Origin of the sequence: Sporomusa sp. KB1 (assembly GCF_007830295.1) — a bacterium.
Taxonomy (GTDB): domain Bacteria; phylum Bacillota; class Negativicutes; order Sporomusales; family Sporomusaceae; genus Sporomusa.
Genome location: NZ_VLKC01000002.1, coordinates 2500563 through 2519253 on the forward strand (window position 1 = coordinate 2500563; position 18691 = coordinate 2519253).

At 43.6% G+C, this 18691-nt stretch carries 13 protein-coding genes and 1 pseudogene; 13 read left to right on the forward strand and 1 reads right to left on the reverse strand.

What is annotated here, in order from left to right; all coding sequences use genetic code 11:
- Positions 1-61: 61 nt before the first annotated feature.
- From SALPA_RS15320 to SALPA_RS15370, 11 genes are all read left to right on the forward strand, one after another.
- Positions 62-1528, forward strand: coding sequence for an MATE family efflux transporter (locus SALPA_RS15320; protein ID WP_222428003.1), 1467 nt, complete (start codon positions 62-64; stop codon positions 1526-1528).
- 137 nt (positions 1529-1665) lie between these two features.
- Complete coding sequence (locus tag SALPA_RS15325; protein ID WP_145095726.1) at positions 1666-2787, forward strand: aldo/keto reductase; 1122 nt, start codon at positions 1666-1668, stop codon at positions 2785-2787.
- Positions 2788-2849: 62 nt separating this feature from the next.
- The gene (locus SALPA_RS15330) at positions 2850-3236 is read left to right on the forward strand and encodes a MerR family transcriptional regulator (RefSeq protein ID WP_145095730.1); all 387 of its coding nucleotides are present in this window, start codon (positions 2850-2852) and stop codon (positions 3234-3236) included.
- Positions 3237-3311: 75 nt separating this feature from the next.
- On the forward strand, positions 3312-3587 hold the full coding sequence (gene larC / locus SALPA_RS33270) for a nickel insertion protein (protein WP_222428180.1): 276 nt from the start codon (positions 3312-3314) through the stop codon (positions 3585-3587).
- 348 nt (positions 3588-3935) lie between these two features.
- Entirely contained in the window at positions 3936-5288 is a 1353-nt protein-coding gene (locus SALPA_RS15340) for a uroporphyrinogen decarboxylase family protein (protein WP_255451220.1), read from the forward strand.
- A 260-nt stretch (positions 5289-5548) separates the two neighbouring features.
- Positions 5549-6712: an MFS transporter gene (locus tag SALPA_RS15345; RefSeq protein ID WP_255451221.1), complete on the forward strand. Its 1164-nt coding sequence runs from the start codon at positions 5549-5551 to the stop codon at positions 6710-6712.
- 138 nt (positions 6713-6850) lie between these two features.
- Positions 6851-8305, forward strand: coding sequence for an S-layer homology domain-containing protein (locus SALPA_RS15350; protein ID WP_186451083.1), 1455 nt, complete (start codon positions 6851-6853; stop codon positions 8303-8305).
- 38 nt (positions 8306-8343) lie between these two features.
- Positions 8344-9534: an MFS transporter gene (locus SALPA_RS15355; protein ID WP_145095741.1), complete on the forward strand. Its 1191-nt coding sequence runs from the start codon at positions 8344-8346 to the stop codon at positions 9532-9534.
- Between the two features lie 245 nt (positions 9535-9779).
- Complete coding sequence (locus SALPA_RS15360) at positions 9780-10526, forward strand: GntR family transcriptional regulator (RefSeq protein WP_145095744.1); 747 nt, start codon at positions 9780-9782, stop codon at positions 10524-10526.
- 2 nt (positions 10527-10528) lie between these two features.
- Complete coding sequence (locus tag SALPA_RS15365) at positions 10529-11161, forward strand: B12-binding domain-containing protein (protein WP_145095747.1); 633 nt, start codon at positions 10529-10531, stop codon at positions 11159-11161.
- 31 nt (positions 11162-11192) lie between these two features.
- Entirely contained in the window at positions 11193-12917 is a 1725-nt protein-coding gene (locus SALPA_RS15370) for a methyl-accepting chemotaxis protein (protein WP_145095750.1), read from the forward strand.
- 173 nt (positions 12918-13090) lie between these two features.
- Here the strand turns inward: SALPA_RS15370 and SALPA_RS15375 are convergent, their stop codons facing one another.
- Positions 13091-13663: a gamma-glutamylcyclotransferase family protein gene (locus SALPA_RS15375; RefSeq protein WP_145095752.1), complete on the reverse strand. Its 573-nt coding sequence runs from the start codon at positions 13661-13663 to the stop codon at positions 13091-13093.
- A 613-nt stretch (positions 13664-14276) separates the two neighbouring features.
- Between SALPA_RS15375 and SALPA_RS15380 the strand changes: the two genes are divergently transcribed.
- Together SALPA_RS15380 and SALPA_RS15385 are read left to right on the forward strand one after the other, a co-directional pair.
- Positions 14277-15443, forward strand: a complete 1167-nt coding sequence (locus SALPA_RS15380) for an efflux RND transporter periplasmic adaptor subunit (RefSeq protein ID WP_145095756.1) — start codon at positions 14277-14279, stop codon at positions 15441-15443.
- An 11-nt stretch (positions 15444-15454) separates the two neighbouring features.
- A pseudogene (locus SALPA_RS15385) lies at positions 15455-18623 on the forward strand (efflux RND transporter permease subunit).
- Positions 18624-18691: the final 68 nt, after the last annotated feature.

The window sequence follows — 18691 nt, forward strand, 5'->3', positions numbered from 1 at the left end:
AGCGAAAATGTTTGTTGCTAATAATCAAGGCGGAAATTCTGACCTCTTATGCGATCAGTTTATGCTTGGAGTAAAAGAAACCGGCAATCAAAGAGGGATTATCTACGGAACTGGTGCCTCAATAAAGCAGGCATATGAAATGGGTAAAAGCGTATACGCAGGAGGAGCAAGATTGGAGCAGAAAACTGTAGCAACAAAAAGGTTATTTACGAATCAGGATTTATTCAAATTGTTTTTGCCAGTTATCATCGAGCAGTTTTTGGAATATCTGGTAGGATTGGCAGACTCAATCATGGTGGCACATGTAGGGGAGTCAGCCGTATCTGGTGTGTCTTTGGTGGATTTTGTCATGGCATTGCTCATTAGTTTGTTCGTAGCTTTGTCTACCGGTGGTGCTGTTATTGCGGGACAGTATATGGGCAGGAAGCAGATGGAAGAATCTAGAGAAGCAGCGAATCAGCTAATATGGTTTTCCGGTGCCGTATCCGTCATAATCATGGTCATTATCTATCTAGCGAAACCGTTTATTTTAAATGGCCTGTTTGGGCAGATTACGGATGAAGTACGCAGGGAGGCAAATACCTACCTGATGATTACAGCAGTATCGATTCCGTTTCTTGCACTATATAATGCCGGAGCTGCAATATTCCGTACTATGGGTAATTCAAGACTGCCCATGAATATAATGCTGGCTATGAACATAGCGCACGCGGTAGGAAATGCAATACTTATTTACGGCTTCCACTTGGGGACTGAGGGTGTTGCTATACCAACTTTGTTATCACGTATTGCGGCTGCAGTTATTATAATCACATTGGCTTTAAACAAAAAGCAATCATTGTATATAAGGAAAAATTTAAAACACAAATTTAATTGGCTGATGATTAAAAAAATCTTAGACATTGGTGTTCCATATGGATTAGAGAATGGTTTGTTCTATCTGGGAAGAATTATGGTACTCAGTCTTGTTGCTACTTTTGGTACGGCAGCAATTGCAGCAAATGCGGTGTCAGGCACCATTGTTATGTTTCAAGTGCTGCCGGGGATGGCAATTGGTCTCGGTTTAACTGTAGTTATATCAAGATGTATCGGCGCAAAGGATTATGAGCAGGCTAAATATTATACCAAAAAGGTTATGGGGATTGTGTATGTGGCACATTTAGTAAGCTGTGCATTGGTACTTGCCTTGCTGCCGTCGATATTAGCTGTGTATGGATTATCTCAAGCAGCAACGTCATTGACTACAAAAATCGTTTGGTATCATGCAGTATTTACAGTGGCAATCTGGCCACTTAGTTATACCTTGCCTGTGACATTCCGTGCAGCAGGAGACGCTAAATTTCCAATGATTATTGGTACTTTAACCATGATTTTCTGTCGTATTGCATTAGCTTATCTGCTAAGTATTTATTTTGATATGGGAGTGTTCGGCACATGGGTAGCTATGTTTATTGATTGGATTGTCAAGTCGATCATTTTCGTATACCGGTATATAAATGGAAAATGGACTAAGTTTCATGCAATTTGATTGCTCCAAAGAAAGATAATGTTTGTTACTTCAGAAAGTATTGTTAAATTTAAAAATACTTGACTCGGAGTTAACTCCAGGTGCTAAACTAGAGTTAACCATGAAGAATTGCAGAAATAAAGGAGAGAAATAGAGATATGGAAAACAAAAAATTAGGATTTGGATTTATGCGTTTACCGGTAAGGAGCCAAAATGATCCATCAAATATTGATATGGATACATTAAATCAGATGGTGGATACTTTTTTGGAAAGAGGCTTTACCTATTTTGATACAGCTTATATGTATCATGCATATAAGAGTGAGATAGCTTTGCGAGAGTCGTTAGTAAAACGTCATAAAAGAGACAGTTTTACACTAGCAACAAAATTGCCAACGATGTTTTTGAAAACAAGGGAAGATCAGGAAAGAATATTTAAGGAACAGCTGGAAAAATGTGGTGTGGATTACTTCGATTATTATCTTCTTCATAATCTTGGTGTAAAACATTATGAGATAGTCCAAAAATTTGATAGTTTTGCCTTTATTCAGGAAAAGAAAAAAGAAGGTAAAATCAGACAGATCGGATTTTCTTATCATGATAATGCGGATTTGTTGGAGGAAATCCTGACAGCGCATCCGGAAGTGGATTTTGTCCAGTTACAGATTAATTATCTGGATTGGGATAATGAAAGCATTCAGTCAAGGCGATGCTATGAAGTAGCAAGAAAACATAATAAACCGGTTATTGTTATGGAACCTGTCAAAGGTGGTACGCTTGCGAAAGTGCCTGAAAAAGCAGAGCAATTATTTAAAGACTATCATCCGGATATGTCCGTACCATCATGGGCTATCCGTTTCGTAGCAAGTTACGAGGGAGTTATGATGGTATTAAGTGGAATGTCTGATATGGAGCAGTTACTGGACAATACAGGTTATATGCAGGATTTTAGGCCATTTGTAAAGGAAGAATATGATGTTGTTAAAAAGGCGGTTGGGATTATAAACGAAGCAACTGCGATTGGGTGTACAGCCTGTCAGTATTGTGTAGAAGGCTGTCCGAAAAATATAGCCATTCCGAAATATTTTGCATTGTACAATAATGAAAAACAATCCTTATTCACCGGCCTCTCGATACAAAAGGTATATTATGAAAACTATATAAAAACGTATGGTAAGGCATCAGACTGTATCAACTGTAAGCAGTGTGAAAGTAATTGTCCACAGCATATTGAGATTACAAAATGTTTAAAGGATGTAGCTGGTACCTTTGAAGCATAACTTCCTTTCTACAGCTGGGGAACAGAAAAATCTTAGGTGGATAAGCAAGGAGGTGAAACCGTATGATGATTTCAGAAGTAAGTGAAAAATTTGATATTCCACAGGATACACTCCGCTATTATGAACGCATCGGACTGATACCCCATGTGAACCGCAATAAAAGCAGAATCAGGGATTATACGGAAGAAGACTGTAGGTGGGTCGAATTTATCAAATGTATGCGAGGTGCAGGTCTGCCAATTGAAGTGTTGATTGAGTATGTTGGGCTGTTTCAACAGGGCGATGAAACCGTTGAGGCAAGAAAAGAGCTCTTAATCGAGCAGCGTACGCAGCTCAAAGCAAGAATGGAAGATATGAAGAAAACGCTGGAACGGCTGGATTATAAAATTGCACGCTATGAAACTGGGCTGGTCCAAACAGAAAAAACACTAAGAAGACCAGAGGATTAGGTTTGTGGAGCGAAACGAATAAGAAGTTCGAAATCAGCCGGCTGGGGTGGTTAAAAATCACCTCCTCCGGCTTTTATATTTTTAGAAAGAGACCAGCAATGGTCATACGCATCATCTCATAGAAGTTTAAAGGATAGTGAAAATATAATAATAAACAGCAGTCTGAGTGATCGGGTAAAAAAAGTAAGTTTGGCTATTTTTATGAAGGTAGCAGAGGCTGAAGCAAAGGTTCACGGAAAGCCACGATATGAAGTGTATTTCCATGAGGTTGGGCCGTTGACTCTATTGTTGATATTGTGGGAGATGCGGTGTGTTTGCTTACGACCTCGGCGACTGCTAAAGATTATTTAAATATTAGAAATTTTTTAAAAAAACGGTCAACAAATAGCAGGAGTTTGGTAGTAAACCTAGAAGTATACTTGTGTAGACATGTAGGTGAGTGTTCAAAATTAATGGGACAGGGATTAAATTATCATAAAGAGGAATGGGGGGTGATTTTTACTTGGAAACTCGATGTAATGAATAAGTATGAGAAGGGTAAGCATTTGGTTATATTATTATGCAAGCTCAGATACTGGGGCCAGTTTAGTAACGATGATGATTGGTAAGCCTTAAGTATAATGACGGCAATCGTTAGAAATGCCGCAGGTGCTTAAAAAATTATATATAGGAAGAGAGTGATATCAAGTGTCTGTAGACATGAAAGAAATTTATGAACAACGGCTTGGTAGATATCAAGCCGCCATTGCGCTGGAGCCGGTGGACCGAATTCCAATTGCCATTGGCAGTAATAACTTCGCTGAATCTTACACTGCCAGCAACCAAGAAGTCATTTATGATCCGCAAAAATGGCTTCAAAGTGAGATGGATTTCATTCGCGACTTTCCCGAGTTTGATGTTTTGCGAAATAACCGGTTCTGGGCTCCAATTTATGATGTTCTAGGTGTTAAAACTTATAAATTTCCCGGACGTGACCTAGCTCCTCATGTTGCTATCCAATTTTCCGAAGCTGAAAATATGCTTGCCGATGAATATGACGTCTTAATTGCTAATCCGGGGCAGTTTATGATGGAGAAATTTTTGCCAAGAGTATTCGGTGAAATGGACAAAGGTTCAACCCGTTCCCATTTTGCCTTCCTCAAAGCCGGTATGGCACAAGGCATGTTTGCTGAGATTATGCGCAATAGATCCATACAATTACAAAATCAGTGTGGTATGCCCCAGCCCATGACGGGAGCCTTTCTCGCCCCCTTTGACCTGCTTGGTGACGTTTTGCGCGGTCTAACCGGAATTCTTCGCGATATCCGCCGTCAGCCGGACAAAGTACTGGAGGCATGTGATATATTGGCACCTATTATGGCCCGACATGCAATAGCGACTGCCGATCCGCTGCGACGGTATCCAATATTTGTACCTACTCATAAGCCGACGTTTATGTCACCCAAACAATTTGACACCTTCTATTGGCCTTCTTTCAAGAAAACAATGGAAATGATTATTGCCGCTGGGCATAAAATCAGGCTGTATATGGAAGGAGATTGGGGTAAGCATTGGCATCATATGTTAGAACTGCCAAAAGGTTCGGTAGTTTGCGATATTGATGATCAGGGTGATATTTTTAAAGCAAAAGCTGATATTGGCCATCATATGTGTATCGCTGGCGGCATTCCCAGCCAGATGTTTATTCTTGGCACTCCGGAGGAAATTGATGCCAGAGTTAAGATATTGTGTGAAAGACTTGGTGCGGGTGGCGGCTATATGATGGGTGGAGGATGCTATCTACCGGTAAATTCCAAACCCGAGAATGTACGGTCTATGGTTGATGCTGTCATGAAATATGGCTGGTATGACAAGAATATTAAGCCCAGACCACTGCCGCCATTACCAGTCAGCAGCGAAATACCCGGATTAGGCCAGCAGCAGGTTCTTACCCCATGGGAGGTTAAAAAAGCTGATTTGGGCGGTGTTACCGGTGATGAAGCGCTAATTAGTAAACCTTGGGAAACTATCGAGGGTATGGCCTTTAACTGGTTATGGAGTTGGGCATTTTAATGTAAGGCTAGGATTAACTTGGCTTTGTCAATAGATAAATGCCACTTAGATTCTACTACTTACTACTGCTAGAGGGCTGACCTTTAGCTCAGCCCTCTAAGTAATAATACCGGCTATGGTATTACAATAGCCGAGTGACGTATTGCTCTTCAGAGTTCTGGGAGCATATAACTTGTCTGTCTATGCTACAACCACTAGAAAGTTTGGTGAAGCGAGTGGAAAATAATGAGGCCCCTTTAAGATACCGGTGGGTTATTTTGATGCTCTGTGCTTTATGTTTTCTGTTTACTTTTATTACCCGCTTCACTTGGCCGCCATTAATATCGGTAGTTGTACCAGCACTAGGTATGACGATGGGGCAAGCGGGAGCTTTCATGAGCGCTTTCTATCTCGGTTATCTCGTTACCCAGATTCCAGCAGGGGTTTTGGCTGATCGTTATGGTGCACGAGTCATACTATCGCTAAGCTTGCTTATTGAGGGAACTGCTACGATGACGTTGTCGCTGATAGATAGTTACGAAGTAGGTTTTAATCTGCGCATATTAGCCGGGCTCGGTGCCGGAGCGGTTTTTGCATCCTGTTCTCGAGCTTTAGTAGAGTGGTTTCCGCCTAAAGAACAGGGGTTGGCTTTTGGGTTGCTCATGGCAGCTCCGTCTGGTGGAATTTTAATTACAAATGTTTTAGTTCCGCAGCTTAATCAGTCGTTAGGGTGGCACGGGGCCTTCCTGGCCGTTGGTTCGCTGACATTTACGGCAGGCGTATTGATACTACTGCTTATGAAATCTAATTGTACTTATAATGAGAAAAGCGGCGATGTAAGTGAAGGATTGAGACTGATTTTTGGAAATCGTGACCTGATGCTAACTGCCGCAACTGGTTTCTTTCTAATGTGGCTGCAATTAGGAACAGCTACATGGGCGAATGCCTATATCAAAAGTTTAGGCTTTTCAATTAGTCAGGCTGGTCAAGTAATGGCTTGGTACGGTCTCGGTGGGGTAGTCGCCCCGCTTGTTTCAGGAATACTGTCTGACCGGTTGGACTGTCGAAAATCACTGGTCCTTGCAGCTCTAGTTGCTGTTATACCAACCACAATACTATTTGGGCAGCAGACTTCATTTAGCATGTTATGTATTGTCGGCTTGGCAGCTGGATTTATGTCATACATTGTTAATCCTCAACTGACAATAATGATATCCCAGTTTGCTGGCATGAAATGGGCCGCGACCGCAAATGGAGTATCGAATTTCTTATTTCAATTGGCATCCTTACTAAGCCCCTGGTTTATAGGGTTAGTTATAGACTCAACAGGTATATTTGATTATGTATGGTGGATTTTAGCAATGGGCCCGGTATTGTCTATACTTTTTATTTTGGGAGTACGTGAAAAATCAGTGATTCGGTTGGGTATGGAATGCAAATACTAATGTGCAGAAAGGCAATTGTTTGCAAGCTTTGTGAAAATCTAATGAGACCGATATTGATTTAAACACTGAAATGACTAAATTACAAATAATAGGAAATTAGCTGCTTAGAAATTTATTTTTATGAGGGGAGATATTTGTATGAAAAGAAATCAGAAAATTAAGAAGTGGATAGCAATTGTTCCTTTAGCGCTTATGTCGATTACTATGGCAGGTACACCGGTATTTGACACTCCTGTCTATGCAGCTGCTTCTCCTTCATTCAGCGATGTTCCGGCTGGTCACTGGGCCTATGACGCTGTAGGTAAATTAGCGAAAGCCGGAATTGTGGACGGATATGGCGATAAGTCCTTTAAAGGTGACAAAACCATGAGCCGGTACGAATTTGCCTTTATTGTTGCCAAAGCAATGGACAAGTTTGATGCAGCCGATGAAACCAATAAACAACTGATTGACAAATTGTCTGCCGAATTTGCCGGCGAACTCAACCGCTTGGGTGCCAGGGTAGCTAAAGTAGAAGCTAAGACTAATACCTGGGTAAGCGGTGAGACACGGTTACGTTTTATGGGTAATGATCCCAAGGCCGGCGGAACCAAGCTGCATGGTTCAGACCGGTTCGATTACCGTCAACGCGTCAAATTTCAGGGAACTATTAATGAGGATGTTTCCTGGATAGCACGGGTTCAGGCACAAGGTAAAGCGGGTAATTATAATACTACTGACGGAAGTTCTGCTGCTTTTGACATGTTTGCTATAACTGCCAAGAATTTTCTTGGCCTCGATAAAGTTCGTATTGGCCGTTTCCCTTATGATAACTTTACTTATGGCCTCTTTAGTAAAGCAGTGGGCGTTGACGGCGTTCGCATTGACAAAAAGTTGGGTACAGTATTATTCACCGGCTCGGTAAATGACATTAAGACTAACACTAACCAAGGTACTGGCAGTGGGGACAGTGGCGATGCGAACACACTTACTACCGCTCAGTTTTCAGGTAAAGCCAGCGATAATTTAGGCTGGAAAGCCGGCTACTACTGGTCCGATGTTCCTGGTACCAGCACAACAACAGGAAAAGGCACCCTGAATACCAATATTGGATCTTTTACGCAATCTAATGGCTGGGTAGCGGGCGTAGATGCCAAATTGGGAGACTATCTACTCATCGGTGAATATATTTCGACCAGCCTTAAAGGAGCACAAAACCTGCCGACATCCCCAAAAGGCTGGGTAGTTGAACTTACCAGTGCGACTAAACAACCTCATATCTTTTTTAGTGGGAAATATCTTGTAGACTATAAGAAAAAGGGAGATTTTGGCTGGTCAGTTTCCTATCGCAGCCTTGACGCCGGGGCAGTTCCGTCTGGTGTTGGCGGATTTGACGTTCAGGCAGTCAGCTATGCTACAGATCCCTACTCAACATTTTCGAAAGGTACCGAAAATATTAAAGGCCTCTTCGTAGCTTTCCAAAGCACGATAAGTAAGAACGTAGTTTGGACTATTGAAGGACAAGATCTAAAAATAAAAAATAAAAACCTAACTGGTTTGGCATCAGATGATCTTGGCAAAACTTACATGACAAAGCTTGAATTCTTCTATTAATATCTAAATATGCTACTCAAATTGAAGGAGGGAATTGTATGGTTAACCAAGTTCAGCAAGAAGAATATAGTCAGTATCGTTGGGTAATAATGGCGCTTATGTTTGCCAGTTTTGTGCTTACATTTCTGTCGCGTTTTGCCTGGCCGCCATTAATCCCGGTAGTTGTGCCGGTGCTGAACATGAACATGTCGCAGGCAGGCGCTTATATGACGGCATTTTATATCGGATATGTTATTACTCAGGTACCTGCCGGCATGTTAGCCGACCGCTTTGGTGTTCGTACTATTTTAGGAGTAAGTTTAGTGCTTGAGGGAATATCTACATGGGCAATGGGGTCAATAACGTCATTTGATATTGGCTTTACCTTGCGGGTTGTGACAGGTTTAGGAGCCGGGGCCATTATGTCCTGTTGTGCCAGGGCGCTGATGGAATGGTTTCCAGCCAAGGAACGAGGAACCGCCTTTGGTTTGCTGTTGGCAGCGCCATCAGGTGGATTGTTGCTGGCAAACTATGTTGTACCTGCCCTGAATAATGCCTTCAACTGGCAGGGTGCGTTCCAGGGAATAGGCATTGCTACGGCTATACTCGGGGTATTGATTTACTTTCTGGTTAAGACTTCAGATGAACCTAAAGGAGAAAAATCATTTTTTGGAGGATTTAAGGTATTTTTTACTAACCGTAATATCGTACTGGTTGCCATTGCCGGTTTCTGTCTGATGTGGATGGAGCTTGGTTTAGCTACCTGGGCTAATGCCTACGTCAAGAAATTAGGTTTTTCGGTAAAAGAGGCTGGAATGGTACTGATTTGGTATAGCTTGGGCGGCTTAATAGCACCGGTCGTATCAGGCTGGATATCTGATAAAATAGGTAACCGGAAGAATATTCTAATTGCTGCTTATGCCATAAGCGTGCCATTGACCGTATATTTTGGTTCGCAAACAACTTTGCAGATGTTAAACATTATTGGTTTTGTATATGGTTTTTGTTCTTATCTCGCCAATCCGCATTTAAGCCTGATGGTTTCGGAGTATGCGGGAAAAGAATGGGCGGCGACGGCTAATGGTATTGCTAACTTTATTTTCCAGATTGCTTCGATGATTGGCCCGTTAGTATTAGGTGGTGTTATTGATATGAGCGGCAGCTTCAACACGGTTTGGTATATGATGGCTGCCGGGCCGATTGTGGGTATATTAGTGCTCTTGCCTTTGCGCCCGCCAGCTGTCGAGTGAACTTGTTTCAGCATAGCTGAAACAACGGCGGGTTCAGGTGGGGAGTCTACCCCACCTGAACAAACGCCGCCTGCAGAGGCGGGAGTCTTAACTCGCCGCAAAAGATAAATTTATGTAATATAGTTTTACTATCCGCCCCGGGGCAGCTCGGGGCTATCCCTTATTTTTGAGGAGGAAAGGGTATTGCTCATGTAGAAGTAAATGGCAATAATAAACAGCTATGATAAGGTGGATTTTAATACAACATGGAAAGAATTAACAAAAACTCATTTACTCCTCCCTTTTATCAATTGGCAACTATACTGGAGAAGAAAATACTGTTAGGAGAGTTAAAGGCCGGTGAGTCGCTGCCATCAGAAAATGAGCTTAGCCGGGAATATGAGCTTAGCCGTACCACTGTCCGCAAATGTCTGAGCCTGCTTGCCGAGCGCGGACTTATTAGTACTCAACAAGGAAAAGGGACATTCGTATCAAGACCGTTATTGGATCGAGCTGAATTTTTAATGGAAGAATTCCATGCTCATATGACAAATAGGGGCAAAGAGCCCGGATGCCGGCTGATTAATGTACAGTTTCTCAAACAACTCCCGGAATTTGCTGTGAAGTTAGGTATGAAGGCTAATCAAGGTATATTGTATTATTGCCGACTTCTTTTGGCGGATAATGAACCTATCGCTGTTGAACATAAATATATGCTGTATAGCAAGGGGCGCCCCATTCTGGAGAATGAGCTGCAATATAAGGCTTTTTCTGAGGTTGTTATGATTCATACCGATATTTTACCAGTAAGAAGTCAAGCCATTCTTACTGCTGAAAGTGCCGGGGAATTTGATGCTAAATTACTCAATGTAGCGCAAGGGGAGCCTGTACTAAAATTGCAGCAGGCTTTGTACGATGATGATAATCAGCCTATCGGGGTTGGGGTTTTCTATTATCGCGGTGACCGGTATTCATTAGTTTCGGACAAACAACCTTTGAAGGGGGAACGTTGACGGTGTTAGAACTTCTGGCGAACGCTATCAGTGAACTTGATGAACCATTGGCGCTTGAATTGGTTAAAAAAAGTCTGAATCTTGGCATAGTACCACTGGATATTGTTGAGAAATGCCGAGACGGGCTGGTGGCTGTTGGGAACAAGTATTCGCGGGGGGAATATTTTTTAGGCGATTTAATTCTTTCCTCAGAAATATTTTCGGAAATTATGGACATTCTGGGGCCAGTTGTTGAAACTACTGAGAAAAGGCCGATTATCGGCAAAATTGTTTTTGGCACGATTGAGGGCGATATTCATGATATCGGTAAAAACTTGGTAGGTTCTTTGTTACGCTGTTACGGTTTTGAAGTGTATGACCTCGGGGTTGATGTACCGCCAGATAAGTTTATTCTGGCTTTAACCGAAACAGGTGCGCGGATACTTTGTCTATGTAGTTTGCTTACTCCTGGCATTGAGTCCATAAAGCGAATAATTCAATTGGTTCGGCTAATTGAGCGTGATAAAAAAATAAAAATTCTCATTGGCGGGCTAGTTAATGAAAAAGTAAGAGAATATACCAATGCCGATGCCTGGGTCGATGATGCGAGGCAGGGAGTGGAAATATGTTTGGAATGGAGTCGGGAATTAGGATAATTCAGTATCAAAATAAAAGGGGGAGTGGTTTTTGAAACTGACTGTTGGTAAAAAGATTGCGGGCGGTTTTGCGGTTAACCTATTATTAATCGTTATTTTGAGTGGTATTTGCTTTAGTTCGCTGCAAACCATGAAGGAACGAATCGCTGAGATTCAGCTGGCAAGTCAGCGTAGTGGCATATCGGCCAGTGCGGCGTTGTCGCAGCGAGGGGTTGCTGTTGCTATGCGCGGTGTGATTGCCTATGGAGACGAAAAGTATTACCAGCAAGTTGAGCAGGAATTGAATAAAATGATTGAGCAACAAAACCAATTGCTAGCTGTAACGCCTGAGGAAAAAAAGGAGCAGGTACAACGCCTGCTTGATGTCACAAAAAAATGGAAGGATATAGCGCTTAATGAGTCGCTACCCATACTCCGCAGCTTAGCCCGGGAAAAGGCGGCTGGCAATTTCGCCGGTATTCAGCTGTTTCAAGCCCAACTGAATCAAAATGCCAGCGTTCAGGTACCTGTTACTACTGAACTAACGAGGCTAATGGATGAGGTAAAAGCATACAATGACGGGCAGGTACAAAGTAGTGCCGACAATGCTATCGGTGGCGCTAACGGACTTATTTTTGTAGCCGGTATCATGAGTGCTGTATCGTTACTTGTTGGAGTAGTACTAAGCTTTTTCATTGTCAGCAGAATTAGGAACCCGCTTATGACAATGCTTACGCAAACTCGCAGATTTGCTGAAGGAGACTGGCGTGAGTCGGTACATGTGTCCTCTAACGATGAGCTTGGTGACCTGGCGGCCGCTTTAAATATTATGCGGAATAATACAAATAACTTGATTAAAAATATCTACCAGGCAGCAGAGCAGGTTGCTGCATCTTCTGAACAGTTGGCGGCAAGTTCTCATGAATGTGCGCAGGCAGCTAATCAGGTTGCTGGCGTTATTACTAATGTAGCTATGGGGGCGGCAAGCCAGTTGGAGACGTCAAGTGCGGCTCAAATGAATATGGAGAAAATGTCAGATGGTATTTCGCAAATTGCCGATAACGCGGGTAATGTTGCTGCCAGTACCGAAAAGGCAAGCGACGCTACGGTCACTGGAGTTGAAGCGGTTGACAAGGCCACTATTCAGATGGTTAACATTAAAAATTCTGTGGCTAGTTCAGCGCAAGCTGTTGCCAAGCTCGGGGAACGGTCTAAAGAAATTGGACAAATTGTTGAGGCTATCTCCAGTATTGCCGGACAGACGAATTTATTGGCGCTAAATGCTGCTATTGAAGCCGCTCGGGCAGGTGAACAGGGCCGGGGGTTTGCTGTGGTTGCCGAGGAGGTAAGAAAGCTTGCTGAGCAGTCACAAGGGGCGGCAAGGCAAATTGGCAAATTAATTGGTGAAATTCAGACCGATACAATAGCGGCCGTTCAAGCTATGGAGGGCGGAACCAGAGAAGTCCAAATAGGAACAGAGGTTGTTGATAGTGCAGGCAAAACCTTTGAAGAGATAGCTACTCTCATCCGCCAGGTATCCGGTCAGGTGCAGAAAATATCGGGCGATATTCAGCAGATGGCCAGCGGTAGTAAGCAAATGGTTGGCTATGTACGGAAAATTGACGAAGTGAGTAAGGATACAGCAAGTCATACCCAGACTGTTTCTGCTGCCGGCGAAGAACAATCGGCTGCTATGCAAGAGATTGAGGCATCCAGTAAGGCGTTAGCCAAAATGGCTGAAGACCTGCACACCGCTGTTTCCAAATTTGTAATTTAGATGTTAGTCGAAGTTATTTGTGGGATGATGGCTACTGTTTGACTTCTACCGGATGTTTGCATTTCTTTTTTTCCTGACATGCCAAAAACCTCCTGGTCGTAGATTTTATTCTACGACAGGAGGTCTTCTTTTTTCATTGTTTAAAATTGGGATTCAGTTCATAAGGCTTTGTTTTATTTACTGCTATCACAATCAATCATACAGGCCTCGCAGTCCATGGCACTGCAACCGCTGCTACGCTCATAAGCTGGACGCCTGGGTACCGGATATAAAGCTGGTTTTGTTTCTATTGTTTGCAGTTTTTCAATATAGGAGGCTGGCAATCCCTGTGTTGTTGCTCCTTGCAGCACCTGCGCCATGTATTCTGAACTGGCAAGAGAAGCGTTTCCCAACCGGCTTTTTAAATACATCATCGCCAGCCTGGTAGTGCTGTCGGTACCATAGACTTCCACCGGGTAGCGAAAATAAGCGCCGGTACCATCTAGGCGAGCATCTTCACAATTGTCCAGTTCATCCCAGCTATAGTCGGTCAGACGATAAAGAACCCCCCATACTTCTGAATGGTTATCAGGCACAAGGGTCTCCATAGCGCTGTCCCAAACAGGGGAATATTCGAAGAAAGCCAGTTTGTAGCCAGGAAGCCGGGAAACTCCCACTATTTCAATCTCCGAACACTTTAGTTTCATCTGGACTGGGTTGAGGTTAAGACCATAGGCAAAATAAAGAAGTGGTTGTTCCATATGCATTTTGAGTAGCTCCTTTCACTCTTAGTTTTATTGTATGAATCAACATGCATTGGGCTTACTGCTTTACATTGTTTAAAAACAAAAAGCACAAGCAATAGAATCTAGCATCATTGCTTGTGCTTATCGCCAGTATTAACATTAGTGAGTAAATTCAACCCAATTACAACTAAAACTTACCACAGAACTCTTGCTAAGTCAACTAAAACTGCGCAAGGATAAGAAGGAGTTTTGTCGCCGTGTCCCATAAGTGGTGGAGCACCTATAGGCACGAGCAGGTGAGCAAGCACCTACACGTAACAGCGAACTGTTCACGGACGACAATCTTATTATACCCGGTTGCCTGTTAGATTACATTTTGGGTGGTGTTTTTTTGTATTATAGCTATCTCGCTGCTATTTTCCTATAGTTTTAGTATATTACAAAGCACACTTTAGCAATTGGGAGAAGCCAGAGTTATTTTTAACCCAATTCTAACCTTTAATTAATCATGGTTTAATTTGGAACTGGTATTCTTTTTAGTATTACATAGATCGTGGTTCTGCAGGAGGTTTACTACCTGGAACAGGCTAGGGGTTTGCCGGTGAAATAGCTAGGAAAGCAGGAGGGATGGCCATTGAGTATCAAGGGTTCGAAGAAACTATATGTTGGCTTGATTTTTGCAGTTATTTTGCTTGGCGCTGTTATCATGCGCAGTGGAATAGTATCCAAAAACCAGACAAATAATGCCAACCAGGCTGTAGCGGTAAAAGCTATGCAGGTAGTAACGAGGGATACGCCGGTTAGCAGTGAGTTTGTTGGCCAGGTAAAAGCCAAAAATGAAGTTAAAATCATGTCAAAGGTATCTGGCAATATTATTGCCAAAATGGTAAATGGCGGCGATACCGTCTATAAAGGGCAGCCCTTGTTTCAAATTGATAATAAGCAATACCAGTCAGCTATTGTTTCCGCGCGGGCTTCGCTGAATAAAGCACAGGCGACTCTCAACAATACGCAGAAAGATGTGGAACGTTATCAACGATTGGCGTCGGTAAAAGGGGTTGCCCAGCAAACAGTAGATGCGTATGTATCCCAGGCTGAAGAAGACGCCGCTACTGTTGAGGTCAACCGGGCCGCTTTGCAGCAAGCGAGTGAGAACGAGCAGGATACCTTAATTGTTTCGCCGGTAGATGGCCGTATCGATGTGAATGATGTAAGTCTTGGTTATTACGTGGCTGCCGGATCAACAACAATGGCTACCGTTTCGTCCATCGACCCTGTATGGGTCCAGTTTAGCATGAGTGAAAATGAATATTTAAAATTTATTCGCAGCGGCAATGGTTCACTACCGGCTTCTTTTAAGGAGCAGTTAAAACTTATTCTCAGTGACGGCAAGGAATATCCGCTCAGCGGACATGTAGAGCAAATTGACAGAGGAATAAGCGATACAACTGGCACGATTACCATGAAAGCCAGTTTTGACAATCCGCAACACTTCTTGTTGCCGGGGATGTTTGCCCGGGTAGTCGTGCAGGAAACTGTGCGGCAGGGAGCTTTACTGATTCCGCAAAAGGCAGTTAAGCAAGTGCTGGATAATACCTTTGTCCTCGTCGTCACTGACGATAATAAGGCTGAGAGCAGACAGGTAAAATTAGGAGATAAAATTGGTGATATGTGGCTGGTGGAAGAGGGCCTTAGCGCCAATGACCGTGTCGTAGTTGAAGGGATTGACAAGGCAAAACAAGGAAGTTCGCTGCAAGTAACCATGATAGAACCGGATGCATTGACTCCGGCCAAGCAATAGGGGGCGCTCAGATGGCTAATTTCTTTATTAACCGCCCTATTTTTGCTATTGTTTTGTCAATTATCATTACGTTGCTGGGCACGGTTGCCGCGTTTACCTTGCCGGTAGCCCAGTATCCCAAAATATCGCCGCCGACAATTTCAGTAAGTACCACATACCAGGGGGCAAATGCGGAGGTTCTTGATCAGACAGTTGCCCAGGTTATTGAGGAACAGGTCAATGGCGTTGAGGATATGGTGTATATGTCTTCGACCAGCGCCGATTCGGGTTCTTATTCGCTCAGAATCCGGTTTGAAACCGAGAAAAATTCCGACACGGCTGCTGTGCAGGCTCAGAACCGGGTAGCGCAGGCCAATGCCGCGCTGCCGGGTGCGGTACAAACAACCGGAGTAACTACTCGTAAATCATCACAGGACACAGCGCTTATTTTTAATCTTTGGTCACCAACCGACAGTTTTGACCGCAATTTCTTAAAAAATTATGGCAGTATTTATATGATTGACGATATCAAACGGGTTAGCGGCGTTGGCGAAGTGGATGAATTCGGTTCGAATTACAGTATGCGGATTTGGCTGCAGCCTGAGAAGATGGCGCAGCTTGGGATTTCTGTCGGCGAAGTGACAGCTGCTATTGAAACACAAAATGTCCAGGCGGCCGCCGGTACTTTTGGCAAACTGCCTGCGGCATCAAAGCAGCAATTTCAATATACGGCCAGAGTAAAAGGCCGTCTTACTGATGTGCAAGAATTTGAGAATATCGTTGTGCGGGCAAAATCAGACGGTTCCTTTGTCAGAATTAAGGATATTGCCCGGGTGGAACTTGGCAGTAAGGATTATGATGCCGGCGGCACTTTTTTAAACGGTCATATTTCCACAGGCTTTGGCGTTAAATTAACAAGTGATGCCAATGCGTTGGAGACTATTAGCAAGGTGAAAGAAGTCATTGGAAAAGCGTCAAAGAATTTTCCGGGAGATATGAAGTATAATTTTACGGTTGACAACACCGAATTTGTGCGTGAATCGATGAAGGAAGTTGTTAAAACCTTTGGTGAAGCCTTGTTATTAGTGGTTATTGTGGTATTTGTATTTTTGCAAAGCTGGCGGGCGACACTTATTCCGCTGCTGGCTATTCCGGTGTCGCTGCTCGGTACCTTTGGCGCTTTCAGTGTACTTGGTTTTACCATCAATACGCTTACCTTGTTTGCATTGGTGCTGGCGATCGGTTTGGTGGTTGATGACGCCATTGTCGTTATTGAAGCAGTGGAATATCATATGCGTTATTCCAATCTCTCGCCGCTGGAAGCTACTAAACGGGCTATGAGCGAAGTATCCGGTCCGGTTGTCGCTATTGCTTTTGTGCTGGCCTCAGTGTTTCTTCCGGTTGCGTTTTTAAGCGGTACTACCGGGATATTGTATAAACAGTTTGCCTTAACCATCGTGGTTTCGATGGCGCTATCAGCCATTGTTGCTTTGTCACTGACACCTGCTCTTTGCGTGCTGCTGCTAAAACCTCATGAAGAGCACGAGCATAATGGCGTGCTGGCGCGCGTTTTAAGTCAGTTCAATACTTTGTTTGAAAAAAATCTGGCACGGTATGGCAATGGATTAGAAAAAATTATGCCAAAGGCACGCCTGGGGCTGGTTTTGCTTATGGTGTTGCTTATTTTTACAGGGGGCTTGTATACATTGGTGCCGTCTTCCTTTGTGCCTGAGGAAGACCTGGGCTATTATATGACGGCTATTACTTTGCCTGAGGCCTCTAGTTTGAACAGAACCATTGATTATATGCAGCAAATTGCCGAAAAAATAAGTGCCCAGCCTGGGGTTAAAAATGTTATGCAAAGGCCAGGCAATGACATACTGGGCGGCGGCTCAAAGCCTAATGCCGGATCTATATTTGTTTCACTGGATTCCTGGGATAAACGGCAAACACCTCAGTTACAGTTAAAAGACGAGATAAAACAGACAGCCATGAACGGAAATCAGTATCCGGAAGGCGCAGTAACTGCGTTTGCCCCTCCAAGTTTACCAGGATTGGGATCGGTAGGCGGGTTTACGCTGATGCTGCAGGATCGAAGCGGCGGTTCCCTGGATGATTTAGATAATATGGCTCAAAAATTTGTAGCAGCTGCCCAAGAACGTCCGGAAATTGCTTCGATATCGTCGAGTTTCAAAGCCAATACGCCAAGTTATGAATTTGAGGTGGACCGGGAAAAAGCTGAGCAGTTGGGCGTGGCGATTGATGATGTATTTAATGCTTTACAGGTATTCCTTGGCGGTAGTCAGGTTAACGATTTTAACAAATTTGGCCGTTCTTATAAAGTTATTGTGCAGGCAGAGAATAACTTTCGCGGTGATGTGGCTGCAACCCGGTTTCTCTATGTAAAAAGTTCTAATGACGTGATGGTGCCGTTAAATACACTGCTTAAACCCAAGCCGATTAATGCACCGACAATTATTACCCGGTTTAATGGGGTTAAGGCTGCACAAATTAACGGCAGACAGGCAGCCGGGTACAGTTCCGGCCAGGCTATGGCGGCACTCGAAGAGGTGGCACAGCAAGTGCTGACTGACGGTTACACTTATGAATGGTCAGGGCAAAGCCGGGAGGAAAAGCTTGCTGGCTCACGTACTGCGCTTGCCTTCGGGATGGCGATTGTGTTTGTCTTTTTGTGTTTGGCTGCTTTGTATGAAAGCTGGAGCGTTCCCTTTGCGGTATTGCTTTCGGTACCAACCGGTGTGTTTGGCGCCTTTCTGTTCCAGTATATCCGCAACTTGGAAAATAGCGTGTATATGCAAATTGGATTAGTTATGCTCATTGGTCTGGCTGCCAAAAATGCGATTCTTATTGTTGAGTTTGCCAAAGTCAGGGTTGATGGTGGCATGAAGCCGGTGCAGGCGGCCATCGAAGCGGCCAAGATCCGGCTGCGACCGATTTTGATGACCTCACTAGCCTTTATTATCGGCTGCCTGCCACTGGCTGTGGCAACAGGTGCCGGCGCTGCGGCCAGAAATTCTATGGGAACAGCTGTTGTTGGCGGCTGTTGTTGGCGGTATGCTGGCAGCAACTTCTATTGGGATATTTCTAATTCCGGTGCTCTTTGTTATTGTCGAAACTATTACCGAAAAGATTGATGGCTGGCGTAAAGCCGGGAAAAAGGCTGTAGTTGCTGAGAAATAATTGGCAGACTTTGAAGAAGTCGAGATTGAAAATACATGAAAAAACTGTGTAAGCCTCCAGGCAATAAG